This is a genomic window from Pseudomonas sp. W5-36 (genome assembly GCF_046540455.1).
GTDB lineage: Bacteria > Pseudomonadota > Gammaproteobacteria > Pseudomonadales > Pseudomonadaceae > Aquipseudomonas > Aquipseudomonas graminis_B.
On record NZ_JAXCIQ010000002.1, the window covers coordinates 59632 to 73696 of the forward strand.

9 protein-coding genes are annotated in these 14065 nt (G+C 61.2%); 4 read left to right on the top strand and 5 right to left on the bottom strand.

The genetic code is table 11. The annotated features are described in order from the left end of the window. The first annotated feature begins 252 nt into the window (after positions 1-252). Positions 253-2460: a YccS family putative transporter gene (yccS, locus tag SLW74_RS03170; RefSeq protein WP_065986569.1), complete on the top strand. Its 2208-nt coding sequence runs from the start codon at positions 253-255 to the stop codon at positions 2458-2460. Here yccS and SLW74_RS03175 read toward each other — a convergent pair. Beyond that, positions 2441-3178, bottom strand: coding sequence for a substrate-binding periplasmic protein (locus tag SLW74_RS03175; RefSeq protein ID WP_065986571.1), 738 nt, complete (start codon positions 3176-3178; stop codon positions 2441-2443). The two genes, yccS and SLW74_RS03175, sit on opposite strands and share 20 nt — an antisense overlap. 206 nt (positions 3179-3384) lie before the next feature. Between SLW74_RS03175 and SLW74_RS03180 the strand changes: the two genes are divergently transcribed. Beyond that, on the top strand, positions 3385-3843 hold the full coding sequence (locus tag SLW74_RS03180) for a GNAT family N-acetyltransferase (RefSeq protein WP_065986732.1): 459 nt from the start codon (positions 3385-3387) through the stop codon (positions 3841-3843). Positions 3844-3977: 134 nt separating this feature from the next. On the opposite strand, the gene SLW74_RS03185 is transcribed toward SLW74_RS03180, so the two are convergent. The 3 genes from SLW74_RS03185 to SLW74_RS03195 are packed head-to-tail and all read right to left on the bottom strand — an operon-like array spanning position 3978 to position 7005. Then, on the bottom strand, positions 3978-4274 hold the full coding sequence (locus tag SLW74_RS03185; RefSeq protein ID WP_065986572.1) for a helix-turn-helix domain-containing protein: 297 nt from the start codon (positions 4272-4274) through the stop codon (positions 3978-3980). Positions 4275-4305: 31 nt separating this feature from the next. Next, positions 4306-4806 carry a YgjP-like metallopeptidase domain-containing protein gene (locus tag SLW74_RS03190; RefSeq protein WP_410928351.1) on the bottom strand — a complete coding sequence of 167 codons (501 nt, stop codon included), beginning with the start codon at positions 4804-4806 and terminating at the stop codon, positions 4306-4308. 57 nt (positions 4807-4863) lie between these two features. Next, positions 4864-7005, bottom strand: a complete 2142-nt coding sequence (locus SLW74_RS03195) for a putative bifunctional diguanylate cyclase/phosphodiesterase (RefSeq protein ID WP_065986576.1) — start codon at positions 7003-7005, stop codon at positions 4864-4866. Between the two features lie 330 nt (positions 7006-7335). Between SLW74_RS03195 and SLW74_RS03200 the strand changes: the two genes are divergently transcribed. After that, positions 7336-8001, top strand: a complete 666-nt coding sequence (locus SLW74_RS03200) for a polysaccharide lyase family 7 protein (protein ID WP_065986578.1) — start codon at positions 7336-7338, stop codon at positions 7999-8001. Between the two features lie 62 nt (positions 8002-8063). On the opposite strand, the gene putP is transcribed toward SLW74_RS03200, so the two are convergent. Beyond that, a complete protein-coding gene (putP, locus tag SLW74_RS03205; RefSeq protein WP_410928117.1) occupies positions 8064-9548 on the bottom strand; it encodes a sodium/proline symporter PutP in 1485 nt (494 codons plus the stop codon). A 431-nt stretch (positions 9549-9979) separates the two neighbouring features. Between putP and putA the strand changes: the two genes are divergently transcribed. Then, positions 9980-13933: a trifunctional transcriptional regulator/proline dehydrogenase/L-glutamate gamma-semialdehyde dehydrogenase gene (putA, locus tag SLW74_RS03210; RefSeq protein WP_410928118.1), complete on the top strand. Its 3954-nt coding sequence runs from the start codon at positions 9980-9982 to the stop codon at positions 13931-13933. Positions 13934-14065: the final 132 nt, after the last annotated feature.

The following is a 14065-nucleotide window of genomic DNA, read 5'->3' on the forward strand; positions in this document are numbered from 1 at the left end:
GGGAGGCCCGCTACGACAGCTGCCGACCCCGATCCGTGGGAGTGAGCTTGCTCACGAATAGGCCGGTGCAGTCGATACATCTCCAGAGACCGGTCCTCAGCCTTCGTGAGCAAGCTCACTCCCACAGGTTTGTGTTCGCCAGCAGGATCGGGGGCGCCCCGGAATAAATTTTGCTAACCGGATGTACAGCGCGCATCCGGCGCTGTACATATCCCTCAGCAAAATCAATCGCGAACAAGGCCGTCAGCGTTCATGGCATCGACATCGTTGCGCAATACATTCCGCCGTCTCTGGGCGCTGGACAAGTTTTCCTACAGCGTGCGGGTTTTTATCGCGCTGACCGGCAGCATGGCGCTGTGCTGGTACCAGAACGAGATGTCCCAGTTGATCCCGCTGTTCCTCGGGATTATCGCCAGCGCCCTGTCGGAGACCGATGACAGCTGGCAAGGCCGCCTCAATGCGCTGGCCGTGACGCTGGTGTGTTTCAGCATCGCGGCGCTGTCCGTGGAGCTGCTGTTCCCCTACCCCGTGGTGTTCATCTGCGCGTTTGCCTTCGCGGCGTTCTGCCTGACGATGCTCGGCGCGCTGGGTGAGCGCTATGGCGCGATTGCCTACGCGACGCTGATTCTCTCGGTCTACACCATGATCGGCGTCGATCAGCGCGGCGGGGAAGTCACCGATTTCTGGCACGAACCGATGCTGCTGGTCGCAGGCGCCGCGTGGTACGGCCTGCTGTCGGTGCTGTGGCAGATGCTGTTTTCCAATCAGCCGGTGCAGCAGGCGCTGGCCCGACTGTTTCGCGAGCTGGGCCTGTACCTGAAGCTCAAATCAGAGCTGTTCGAGCCGATTCGTACTCTGGATATTGAAGCCAAGCGCCTTGAACTTGCCAAGCAGAACGGCAAGGTCGTCGGCGCGCTCAACGTGACCAAGGAAATCATCCTTAACCGCGTCGGCAGCGGTCGCCCGGGTTCGAAGGTCAGTCGCTACCTGAAGCTGTACTTTCTGGCCCAGGACATCCACGAACGGGCCAGTTCGTCGCACTATCCCTACAACTCCCTGGCCGAAGCGTTTTTTCATAGCGACGTATTGTTTCGCTGCCAGCGCCTGCTGCGCCAGCAAGGCCGCGCCTGCCGTGACCTGTCGGCGTCGATCCAGCTGCGCCAGCCGTTCATCTATGACGACAGCTTCGCCCACGCGCTGAATGATCTGCGCGCCTCCCTCGAACACCTTCGGATTCAGAGCAATCCGGCGTGGCGCGGGCTGCTGCGTTCGTTGCGGGCGCTGGCCAATAACCTTGGCACCCTCGACCGGCTGCTCAGTGATGCGAGCAATCCCGACGCCCTGGCCGACGCCACCGACAGCAGCCTGCTGGACCGCTCACCGCGCAACCTCAAAGACGTCTGGACGCGCCTGCGCCTGCAACTGACGCCGACCTCGCTGCTGTTCCGTCACGCCCTGCGCCTGCCGTTGGCGCTGGTCATCGGCTACATCATGGTTCACCTGATTCACCCGTCCCAGGGGTACTGGATCATCCTCACCACGGTGTTCGTCTGCCAGCCCAGCTACGGCGCCACGCGACGCAAACTCGGGCAGCGCATCATCGGCACGGCCATTGGCCTGACGGCGGGCTGGATTCTGTTTGACCTGATCACCACGCCAGTCCTGCAATCGATGTGCGCGGTGCTGGCCGGCGTGGTGTTCTTCGTCAACCGGACCACGCGCTACACGCTGTCGACGGCGGCGATCACGGTGATGATTCTGTTCTGCTTCAATCAGGTCGGCGACGGTTACGGCGTGTTCCTGCCGCGCTTGCTGGACACGCTGCTGGGCAGCCTGATCGCCGGCCTGGCGGTGTTCCTGTTCCTGCCGGACTGGCAAGGTCGCCGGCTCAACAAGGTGCTGGCCAACACGCTGTCGTGCAACAGCATTTACCTGCGTCAGATCATGCAGCAATACGCGAACGGCAAGAGTGACGATTTGGCCTATCGACTGGCCCGCCGCAACGCCCATAACGCCGACGCGGCGCTGTCCACCACACTGGCCAACATGCTCATGGAGCCGGGGCATTTCCGCAAAGAGGCCGACGTCGGTTTTCGCTTTCTGGTGCTGTCACACACCCTGCTCAGTTACCTGTCGGGGCTGGGCGCGCACCGCGACGCACCGCTGCCGCCTGAAGTGCGCGAGCAACTGATCGAGGGCGCCGCAGCAAGCCTTGCCGCGAGCATCGATGAGATCGCCCAAAGCCTGGCGATGCGTGAGCCGGTTGCCGTGCAAAGCGATGCCGAAGAAGCGCTGGCAACGAGCCTGGAACAGATGCCGGAAGAGATCGACGAGGGCCAACGGCTGGTGCAAACCCAACTGGCGCTGATCTGCCGTCAGCTGGGCCCACTGCGCACGCTGGCGGCCCACTTGATCAAAGAGCCGGTCAAAGAACCCGACATCACAGACCGTGCAGCTTGATGAGCTTGTCGTACGTGCCGTCCGCTTTCATGTCGGCGATCGCCTTGTCGAAATCCATAACGATCTGCTGGTGATCCGCCCGCTTGAGGCTCACCAGCACATGCAGACTGTTTTCGCTGAGTGATTTGGGCAGGAATTCGACGTCTGCCTGCACGTCTGCAGGCTCGCGTTTGAGGGCAAACCGCGCCGCGTACTCGTCTTCCACCGTCAAGCCGACCCTGCCCGCAGCGAGCATCCTGACGGCGATCGAGAAACTCGCCACCGGCACCTTTTCCAGGTTGGCATCGGCGTCGAATTCCGGCGAATAGGCGTAGCCGCGCACCACTGCAATCGAATAGCCGTGCAGCTGGGACAGGGTCTGAAATTCGATGGAGGCGTCTTTGCGCTTCAGAAAACGCAGGCGGTTGATCAGGTACGGCGCGGAGAACACGCCAATGCGCGTGCGGTCTTCGCTGTACCAGGCGTTGATGACGATGTCATACCGCCCTTCGCTCAGCCCATGAATCGCCCGCGCCCACGGCACTTGCTCGTATTCGGTGTCATAGCCCGCGCGGCCCAGTGCCGTGCGAATCAGGTCAGTGGAAAGCCCGTCGTGCAGCAATGACACGTCGGCATAGGGCGCCCACGCATCGCCGGCGAGACGCAATGTCTGCGCGACCGCGCCCTGGGCTATCAGCATCATTCCCAACAGCCCTGCGGCGCACAGCAAACGCGTCATGCTCAGCTTCCTTGTGGCAACTGGCCTTCAGTGAAGACTCATTTTGAGCTTTGCACAACTGGTAACACTGTGATGTTTGTGCAGCAGTTCAACAAAATGACAAACCGTTAACCGCACCCTCCGTCTCGCCCGGTTTGCCGCGAATTTGGGCTTGCCCCGATATGCGTTTAGTATCCGGCATCCACTTCTTCTCGCAGGCCGGCGTCATGTCTATCAACTGGATTTGCAAACACCATACCGACCTTGGAAAAGAGCAGCTGTACGCCATCCTGCAACTGAGGGCGCAAGTGTTCGTGGTGGAGCAGAAATGCTGGTATCTGGACGTCGACGGTCAGGATTTGCTGGGCGATACCTGCCATCTGATGGCCTGGCAAAATGATCAGCTGGTCGCTTACCTGCGCCTGCTGGACCCGATTCAGCAGAACGGTGACGTGACCATCGGCCGGGTGGTGACTGCACCATCGATGCGCAACAAGGGAATGGGCCATGAGTTGATGGTTCAGGCGCTGAAGCACGCTGAGCTCCAATGGCCGGACCAGCCGATTTTCCTCTCGGCCCAGGCGCACTTGCAGGGCTACTACAGCCGCTACGGTTTCAATCCGGTGGGCGAGGTCTACGTCGAGGACGGCATTCCGCACATCAGCATGCGTCGCGATCTGGACTGATCCGGCATCTGAACCCCGATGGCTCTTGCTGGGCCGGATCCATCCGGACTCGGACCACTTGTTGGACCTTTGTAGGACCTTCGTAGGACCGGCTTTAGCCGGGAAGCTCTTGAATCAACGCCCCTGACACGACGTCACGGATAGCCCAGCACCGTCTTGATGGTCTGCAGATTCCCCTCGATCCAGCGGCGGTCAATCGCGCCCCAGTCACGAATCCGGTAACCGCCGGCATGATTGCGGGCGCCATCAAGTTGCTCGAACTCGCAGACAATATCCAGATCAGCCAGCGCCGCAATGGTGTCCTGAGCGGTGCGACGGGGCATGCCGGTGACGTCGGTCAGGGCCGGGACGCTGCTGGCGATGCCGCTGTCGATCAGATACGCCACATACAGGCGGCGATAAAAACTGCTCTTGGTCTTGCTGACTTCCATCAAAACTTCCTTGAAAAGCGTTAGCGGCTGATCAGCGCACGGCCGTCTGCATGTCTCGCCAGGTCAGGTAGATGCGCAGGTCGAATTCCAACTGGTGATAGCCCGGCTGCATGTGTTCGCACAATTGATAAAACGCCTTGTTGTGGTCCGACTCTTTAAAATGCGCCAGTTCGTGGACCACGATCATCTTCAGAAACTGCGGCGCCGCCTCCTTGAACAACGCCGCCACCCGGATTTCCTTTTTGGACTTGAGCTTGCCGCCCTGCACCCGCGACACCGTGGTATGCAGGCCCAGCGCCCGGTGGGTCAGGTCGAGGCGGTTGTCGAACAGCACTTTGTCGATGTTTGGCGCGTTGCGCAGGTATTCCTGTTTGAGCGATAGGGCGTAGGCATACAGCGCCTTGTCGCTCTGGATTTCGTGACGATCCGGGTAACGCTGCTGCAGATAATCCGTCAGCCGGTTCTGCGCGATCAGTTGCCGAACCTGATCCTGCAGGCCTTCGGGATAGGCCTGCAGGTATTTCAGCGGCATGGGCGTGGTGACAGTCATGGTCGAACCGGGTCGCGGGAAAAGCGCGAGTCTACCGCGTCAGTCCTGGCCGAGCAGCTGTAACGCGATCGGCAGGTCGACCGGCTCGACGAAACGCTCTGCCTCCAGGGGCGGCATCGGGTGAGCGATGAGAAAGCCCTGAATGATCTGGCAGCCGTTGTCGACCAGCCACTCATACTGCTCGTAGGTTTCGACGCCCTCGGCAATCACCTCGATATCGAGCATGCGACACAGGTCAATGATGCTGCGCGCAACGGCCAGGTCTCGGGGCGATCCCAGCATGCCGCCAATGAAGTGCCGATCGAGCTTCAGGGTGTCCAGATCGAGGTTGCGCAGGTGGGCAAGGGAGCTGTCGCCTGCACCGAAATCATCCAGCGACACGCGCACGCCGATGTCATGCAGGTTCTGCAGCTGCTTGCGGCTGTGCACCAGATTGTGGACCAGCGATGGCTCGGTGAGCTCGATTTCCAGCTGCCGGGGTTTCAGGCCATGTATCTGCATCGCACGTTGCAGCTCGGCCGCAAGATTGGGCAGGCTGAATTGCGCCGGGCTCACGCTGACGCTCATGATCAGATCGTCCGGGAATACGTCGCTCCAGCGTTGGCGCTGCGCCGCACCCTGCTCGAAAATCCAGCTGCCGAGCTTGTTGATCAGCCGCGTCTCTTCCAGCAGCGGGATGAACACGCCTGACGGCACGTCGCCCGCGTCCGGATGGTGCCAGCGCAGCAGCGCCTCGAAGCCCCGGGTCTTGCCGGTGACGACATTGACCTGCGGCTGGTAGACCATGGAAAAGTCTTTGCCATCGATTGCCGTGCGCACGCTCTCTTCGAGCATCAGACGCGAGCGCGCGCGACCATTCATGTACTGATCGAAGAAACGATATTGCTGACGCCCTGCCCGCTTGGCTTCGTACATGGCAATGTCCGCCGCACGCAGCAGGCCATCCAGATTGGCGCCGCAGTCCGGGTAGACTGCGATGCCGATACTGGCTCCCAGCGTGGCTTCGACCCCGTCCACCAAACGCCGCGCGGACACACGCTCGATCAGCTTTTCGGCGACCTTGGCAGCGTGTTCGGGGAAATCCAGCCCGTCGATGACCACCACGAACTCGTCGCCGCCCATCCGCGCAAGAACGTCGTAAGGACGCAGGCAGTCTTTCAACTGCCCGCCGACCCACTGCAACACCTGATCGCCGGCGTCATGGCCCAGAGAGTCGTTCACATCCTTGAAGCCGTCGAGGTCCAGGTACAGCACAACCAGGTATTTGCCCGCATGCTCATTGCGCAGCAGCATCCCTTCGACCGTCTGATAGAAACCACGGCGGTTCAGCAGACCGGTGAGCGAATCCGTCACGGCCTGGTGCTCGAGCTGACTGTAGAGGTCACGCACCACTGACATGTCGAGCACGCTGAGCACCATGGCACGCTGCTCGGCGGGCAGCGGCGCGCAGGACAACGAAACCGGGACCTGACGCCCCTCGGGTGTTCGCAACACGGCGTCGTGGACGCGGTAGGTGTCAGCACGGCGATAGTGATGATAAAAGCCGGAGTCGACCCATTCCCCGACGCTGGGCTCGTGCAAATAGGCGCGCAACGCGGTGCCGCGCAGCTCGCCGTCAGTCATGCCCAGCAAGCGGCAGATCGCCGGATTGGCGAAACTGACAACGCCGTCTTCGGACACCACAAGAATGCCTTCAGCCACGTTCGCCAGCACCGAGGCGTTGAATGCCCGCGCCGATTCAAGCTCGCGGCTCAGCTTCTGCAGGGCACGCCGATTGTGCTGCTGCTCAAGAAGCGCCTGAACCTTGGGCCTGAGAATATTGGGATCGAAGGGCTTGAACAGGTAATCGACTGCGCCGCTGGCGTAGCCCTTGTGCACCGAGTCGCGGGATTGTTCGTTGGCAGTGAGAAAGATGATCGGCGTCAACCGCGTTCGCAGACTGCCACGCATAAGGCGGGCGACTTCGAAACCATCCATGTCCGGCATTTGCACATCAAGCAGCACCAGATCGACATCTCGGTCCAGCAAAATACCCAACGCTTCCATGCCTGAGGCAGCGGTGATGATTTCCCGGTCCTGTCGCTGCAGGACTGCGCACATGGTCACCAGATTTTCCGGGTAATCATCAACAACCAACAATACTGATTTGCCACTTAGTGGCAGGGACTGCACGCATTCCATGCTGCTACTCATCATTCACTTTACTGCCCGGGGAACGTCCCCGCTGAGGGCCTGATAGGCCATTACTCTAGCTTCGATTGGGGAAAAAAGAAGGCGGCCATAGTAGCGCCATCCAAAAAGTGCCATCCAAAAAGTGCCATCCAACCGACTAACGGTAACGGCGCTGAATGTCAGGAGGACTCTGCGCTGCGGCTCAAATAGCGGCACTTTGACGTCAACCATCCGATAGATTCACGTTAACAAACGCGCCGTGGAACCGTATAAAAAGCTGCCCCCAACCCCCTTTCGCCCGCAACTTTGCTGGCAATGAGACATATCGGACGACTAGACATGATTGATTTGGGAACGTGGAATCTGAGCATTCCAGTGGGCTCGCCCCCCGCCACTATCGAGACACAGCAACTGCTTCAAGGTTACGACGGCAAGTACTTCAAGTCCGGCTCATCGAACATCACATTCTGGGCACCGGTCACCGGAAGCAAGACCGCCAATGCGATCTACCCACGTACCGAATTGCGCGAGACCTGGTCCAACGGCACGCTGCACAACTGGTACTACCAGGACGCCGACAATTACCTGAATGCCAAGCTCAAGGTCCTTCAGGTGCCGTCCTCCGGCAGGGTGGTCATCGGTCAAATCCACGTCTACGAAAGCACGCAGCCCCTGCTGAAGGTCGAATATCAGTACCTGGAAGCGACGCACATGGGCAACATCGTCGCAAAGGTCCGCTATCACCCCGACGACAAAAAAGCGCGCGTAATCACGGTGGCGGAAAACGTCAGCCTGAACGAGACGTTCAATTACGTGATCCACCTGAATAAAGCCGGGTTGCTCAGCGTGACCGCCCACGGGATGGGCTGGAACGACCGGATCAGCGCCACCTGGAGTAAACAGCAGCTTTACTTCAAGGCCGGGGTCTATACCCAGGATCACACTGGCTATACCAGCGAAGGCGGCAAGACCATGTTCTTCAACCTGGACGCCGACCACAACTAAATCGGGTGCGGTCGCTCAAGAGCCCGAGCGTTGACGTCGCGCGGGCTTTGAGCAGGCGGCCTTTACGCCGCCTTGTACTCTTTTTCTGCTGCTTCAAAGCGCGTCAGCATGCCCGGCGTCGGGCCTTTACCGACGACGCTGAACAGCACGATGGCGATGCTGGCGAAGATGAAGCCGGGGATGATTTCGTACAGGCCCAGCAGCTCGAAGTGCTTCCACACCACGACGGTAATCGCGCCGACGAGAATCCCCGCCAGCGCGCCGTTGCGGGTCATGCCTTTCCAGATCACCGAGATCAGCACCACTGGCCCGAATGCCGCGCCGAACCCTGCCCAGGCGTAGCTGACCAGACCCAGCACGCGGTTTTCAGGATTTGCGGCCAAGGCGATCGCGATCAGCGCAACCAGCAGCACCATGGCCCGGCCTACCCACACCAGCTCTGTCTGGGACGCGCTTTTGCGCAGAAAGGCTTTGTAGAAGTCTTCGGTCAGCGCACTTGAACAGACCAGCAACTGACAGCCCAGCGTGCTCATGACCGCCGCAAGAATCGCCGACAGCAGCACACCGGCGATCCACGGATTGAACAGGATCTTGGCCAGCTCGATGAAGACGCGCTCGTGGTTTTCAGTCACGGGCCCTGCCACCTCCGGATGCGCCGAAAAGTACGCGATGCCGAAGAAACCCACGGCAACGGTGCCGCCCAGGCAGAGGATCATCCAGGTCATGGAAATACGGCGGGCCTTGGCAATCGACCTGACCGAGTCAGCGGCCATGAAACGCGCCAGGATGTGCGGCTGACCGAAGTAGCCCAGGCCCCAGCCCATCAGCGAAATGACGCCGATGAAGGTGGTGTTCTTGAGCATGTCGAAGTTGCTCGGGTCCTGCGCTTCGATGGCCATGAACGTGGTGTCGACGCCACCGGTCGCCAGCAGCACGATGATCGGCGTAAGGATCAGCGCGAAGATCATCAGGGTGGCTTGCACGGTGTCTGTCCAGCTGACGGCCAGGAAGCCGCCGATGAAGGTGTAGGCAATCGTCGCCGCAGCGCCGGCCCACAAGGCGGTTTCGTAGGACATCCCGAACGTGCTTTCGAACAGCCGCGCGCCGGCGACGATGCCGGAGGCGCAGTAGATCGTGAAGAACACCAGAATCACGATGGCGGAAATCACCCGCAGCAGGCCGCTGCTGTCTTCAAAGCGGCTGGAGAAGTAATCCGGGAGGGTCAGCGCATCGCCGTTGTGCTCGGTCTGTACCCGCAGGCGACCGGCGACGAACAGCCAGTTCAGGTAGGCCCCGATGATCAGCCCGATGGCGATCCAGCTTTCCGACAGACCGGACATGTAAATCGCGCCCGGCAAGCCCATGAGCAGCCAGCCGCTCATGTCCGATGCACCGGCTGAAAGCGCCGTGACCACACTGCCGAGGCTGCGCCCGCCGAGAATGTAGTCCGAGAGATTATTGGTGGAGCGGTAGGCCATGAGTCCTATGAGGACCATCGCGGCGATGTAGATCACGAAGGTGATCAAGGTAGGGTTGCTGACACTCATCGGTTAGGTTCCGGCGTTGTTTTTATAGGCGCGAGCACAGCGACGTTCTCCTGAGGCATCAGGTTCGCAGCAAGGCTGCTCGCGTATGTTGCGGGCTGGCAAAAAGTTCTCCGCTGCACACCGCTTGAATGCACCAAAGCGGCGCATCCTAGAGGACATCCCGGAGCAGGTGCAACCCGAAAAAAGACTTCACTGAGCTTTTTTACAAATTAGATCAAAGTGCCACATATGCCGTGTTTACGGGGAGCTGCCAAATAGAGCCCTGCCCTGCGGGGCACCTCAACGGAGCTGAATCAGGGCGGTTTGGCTCAATACGGGGCACCCGTGAAACACTTTGAAAAAAGCGGTTGCACCCGGTTGCACCCTTGCAGTCGCACAGCTAATCTTGCCGCAGCTAAGCCACATGACCGTGGCTGTCATGAGGATAAGAAATGGCCACCACCACCCTCGGTGTCAAACTCGACGACCCCACCCGTGAGCGATTGAAAGCGGCGGCGCAGTCCATCGACCGGACGCCCCACTGGCTGATCAAGCAGGCGATCTTCAATTATCTGGAGAAGCTCGAGGGCGGTGCGACGCTGAATGAACTCAGTGGACAAGGTGGCAAAGACGCCGACGATCAGGGTGACCTGCCCGCCGAAAATGGCCATCAGGCATTTCTTGAATTCGCCGAAAGCATTCTTCCCCAGTCGGTGTTGCGCGCTGCGATCACCTCGGCCTACCGCCGCCCCGAGCCTGAAGTGGTGCCGATGCTCATCGAGCAGGCGCGCCTCCCTGCGCCGATGGCCGATGCAACGCACAAGCTCGCCGCGTCGATTGCCGAAAAGCTGCGTAACCAGAAGAGCGCCGGCGGGCGCGCCGGCATCGTCCAGGGCCTGCTGCAGGAATTCTCGCTGTCATCCCAGGAGGGCGTGGCACTGATGTGTCTGGCTGAAGCCTTGTTGCGCATCCCCGACAAAGGCACCCGCGACGCGTTGATCCGCGACAAGATCAGCACCGGCAACTGGCACCCGCATCTGGGCAACAGCCCGTCGCTGTTCGTCAACGCCGCCACGTGGGGCCTGCTGCTGACCGGCAAACTGGTCAGCACCCACAACGAGGCCGGCCTGACCTCCTCGCTCAGCCGCATCATCGGCAAGTCCGGCGAACCGATGATTCGCAAGGGCGTGGACATGGCCATGCGCCTGATGGGCGAGCAGTTCGTCACCGGCGAAACCATCGCCGAGGCCCTGGCCAACGCCAGCAAGTTCGAGGCGGAAGGTTTCCGTTATTCCTACGACATGCTCGGCGAAGCAGCGCTGACCGAGCACGACGCGCAGAAATACCTGGCGTCCTACGAGCAGGCCATCCACTCGATCGGCAAAGCTTCCCACGGCCGTGGCATCTATGAAGGGCCGGGCATCTCCATCAAATTGTCCGCCCTGCACCCGCGTTACAGCCGGGCGCAATACGAGCGCGTGATGGACGAGTTGTACCCGCGCCTGCTTTCGCTGACCTTGCTGGCCAAGCAATACGACATCGGCCTGAACATCGATGCCGAAGAAGCCGACCGCCTGGAGCTGTCGCTGGATCTGCTTGAGCGCCTGTGCTTCGAACCGCAACTGACCGGCTGGAACGGCATCGGTTTTGTCATTCAGGCCTATCAGAAGCGCTGCCCTTACGTGATCGATTACGTCATCGACCTGGCACGCCGCAGCCGTCATCGCCTGATGATCCGTTTGGTGAAAGGCGCGTACTGGGACAGCGAAATCAAGCGCGCTCAGGTCGAGGGCCTGGAAGGCTACCCGGTCTACACGCGCAAGGTTTACACCGACGTTTCCTACATCGCCTGCGCGCGCAAACTGCTGTCGGTGCCGGAAGTCATCTACCCGCAGTTCGCGACCCACAATGCCCACACGTTGTCGGCGATTTACCACATTGCCGGTCAGAACTATTACCCCGGTCAGTACGAGTTCCAGTGCCTGCACGGCATGGGCGAGCCCTTGTATGAGCAGGTCGTAGGCAAAGTCGCCGACGGCAAGCTGAACCGGCCGTGCCGGGTGTATGCACCGGTCGGCACCCACGAAACGCTGTTGGCGTATCTGGTGCGTCGACTGCTGGAAAACGGCGCCAACACTTCCTTCGTCAACCGCATCGCCGACCAGTCCATATCGATACAGGAACTGGTGGCCGACCCAGTGTCCAGCATCGAGCGCATGGCGACTCAGGAAGGTGGTTTCGGCCTGCCGCACCCGCGCATTCCGTTGCCGCGCGACCTGTACGGCAGCGAACGCGCCAACTCGGCCGGCATCGACATGGCCAACGAACACCGTCTGGCGTCGCTGTCTTCGGCCCTGCTCGCCACGGCGCACAACGACTGGAAGGCCGGCCCTATGCTGGGCAGCCCGGTCAGCGCCGGCACTGAAGCGCCAGTCCTGAACCCGTCCGATCTGCGTGACGTGGTTGGCCACGTGCAGGAAGCGAGTCTGGAAGACGTCGATAACGCCCTGCTCAGCGCCCTCAGCGCCGGCCCGATCTGGCAAGCGACGCCGCCCGCCGAACGTGCCGCCATCCTTGAGCGCGCCGCCGACCTGATGGAAGCCGAGATTCAGCCGTTGATGGGCCTGCTGGCTCGCGAAGCCGGCAAGACCTTCGCCAACGCTATCGCCGAAGTGCGCGAAGCCGTGGATTTCCTGCGCTACTACGCGGTGCAGGCGCGCAATGATTTCAGCAACGACGCTCACCGCCCGTTGGGCCCCGTGGTATGCATCAGCCCGTGGAACTTCCCGCTGGCGATTTTCAGCGGTCAGGTCGCCGCAGCCCTGGCGGCGGGCAATCCGGTACTCGCCAAACCCGCTGAACAAACACCGCTGATTGCCGCGCAGGCCGTCCGCATTCTGCTCGAAGCCGGTATTCCCGAAGGCGTGGTGCAACTGCTGCCAGGCCGGGGTGAAACCGTCGGCGCGCGACTGGTCGGCGATGATCGCGTCAAGGGCGTCATGTTCACCGGCTCTACCGAAGTTGCCCGCTTGCTGCAGCGCAACGTCGCCGGCCGTCTCGATGCCCAGGGCCGGCCGATTCCGCTGATCGCTGAAACCGGTGGCCAGAACGCGATGATCGTCGATTCCTCGGCGCTGACTGAGCAAGTGGTCATCGACGTGGTGTCCTCGGCGTTCGACAGCGCCGGTCAACGCTGCTCAGCGCTGCGCGTGCTGTGCCTGCAGGAAGACTCCGCCGATCGTGTCATCGAGATGCTCAAAGGTGCGATGGCTGAGAGCCGCCTCGGCAACCCGGAACGCCTGTCGGTGGACATCGGTCCGGTGATCGATCAAGAAGCCAAGGCCGGTATCGAGAAACATATTCAGGCCATGCGCGACAAAGGCCGCACTGTGTATCAGGTCGCCATTGCCGACAGCGACGAGATCAAGCGCGGCACCTACGTGATGCCGACGCTGATCGAGCTGGACAGCTTCGACGAGTTGCAACGGGAAATCTTTGGCCCGGTACTGCACGTCGTGCGCTACAAGCGCCGTGAGCTGGACACGTTGATCGCGCAGATCAACGCCTCCGGTTATGGCCTGACACTGGGCGTGCACACGCGCATCGACGAGACCATCGCCAAGGTCATCGACAACGTCAACGCCGGCAACATGTACGTCAACCGCAACATCGTTGGCGCCGTGGTGGGTGTGCAGCCGTTCGGTGGCGAAGGTCTGTCGGGGACCGGTCCGAAAGCCGGTGGACCGCTGTATCTGTACCGTTTGCTGTCGACGCGCCCCGCCGACGCCGTGCAGAAATCCTTCGCCGCCCGCGATGCACAACAGGCGCCGGACACCCGCATGCAAGAGGCGATGCTCAAGCCGCTGAATGCGCTCAACGCCTGGGCAGGCACTCAGCAACTCAGCGGCCTGGAAGCGCTGTGCAGCCAGTTCGCCGAGCAATCCCAAAGCGGCGTGACCCGCACGCTCATGGGCCCCACCGGCGAGCGCAATAGTTACAGCATCCTGCCCCGTGAACACGTGTTGTGCCTGGCCGAGGATGAGACGGATCTGCTGGCGCAACTGGCCGCCGTGATGGCGGTGGGCAGCACGGCGATCGTGCCGGACGTTGAGCCGGCCAAGTCGCTGCGCAACCGTCTGCCGAAGGACGTTCAGTCGCGCATCAAGCTGGTCGCCGACTGGCACAAGGATGAGGTCGCCATTGACGCGGTATTGCACCACGGTGATTCCGATCAGTTGCGCGCCATCTGCGAACAGGTCGCTCAACGCAGCGGCGCTATTGTCGGCGTTCACGGCTTGTCCAAAGGCGAAACCAACATTGCATTGGAGCGCCTGGTGATCGAGCGTGCGCTGAGCGTGAATACCGCAGCAGCGGGCGGTAACGCGAGCCTCATGACGATCGGATAAGTGCAGGGGGTGCGCAGGTCATCCGACCTGCGTTCACCCCCCGTTTGATCGCCCCATCACCCGCATCAATCATCCTGTTCACCCCTCCCCCTCGCCCCTAGACTCGACGGCATTCCCAAGAAAGGTACGCCG

Bases quoted from the DNA above. Each gene is read 5' to 3' on its own strand.
- yccS (WP_065986569.1), top strand. From the start codon at position 253: ATGGCATCGACATCGTTGCGCAATACATTCCGCCGTCTCTGGGCGCTG.
- SLW74_RS03175 (WP_065986571.1), bottom strand. From the start codon at position 3,178: ATGACGCGTTTGCTGTGCGCCGCAGGGCTGTTGGGAATGATGCTGATA.
- SLW74_RS03180 (WP_065986732.1), top strand. From the start codon at position 3,385: ATGTCTATCAACTGGATTTGCAAACACCATACCGACCTTGGAAAAGAG.
- SLW74_RS03185 (WP_065986572.1), bottom strand. From the start codon at position 4,274: ATGGAAGTCAGCAAGACCAAGAGCAGTTTTTATCGCCGCCTGTATGTG.
- SLW74_RS03190 (WP_410928351.1), bottom strand. From the start codon at position 4,806: ATGCCGCTGAAATACCTGCAGGCCTATCCCGAAGGCCTGCAGGATCAG.
- SLW74_RS03195 (WP_065986576.1), bottom strand. From the start codon at position 7,005: ATGGAATGCGTGCAGTCCCTGCCACTAAGTGGCAAATCAGTATTGTTG.
- SLW74_RS03200 (WP_065986578.1), top strand. From the start codon at position 7,336: ATGATTGATTTGGGAACGTGGAATCTGAGCATTCCAGTGGGCTCGCCC.
- putP (WP_410928117.1), bottom strand. From the start codon at position 9,548: ATGAGTGTCAGCAACCCTACCTTGATCACCTTCGTGATCTACATCGCC.
- putA (WP_410928118.1), top strand. From the start codon at position 9,980: ATGGCCACCACCACCCTCGGTGTCAAACTCGACGACCCCACCCGTGAG.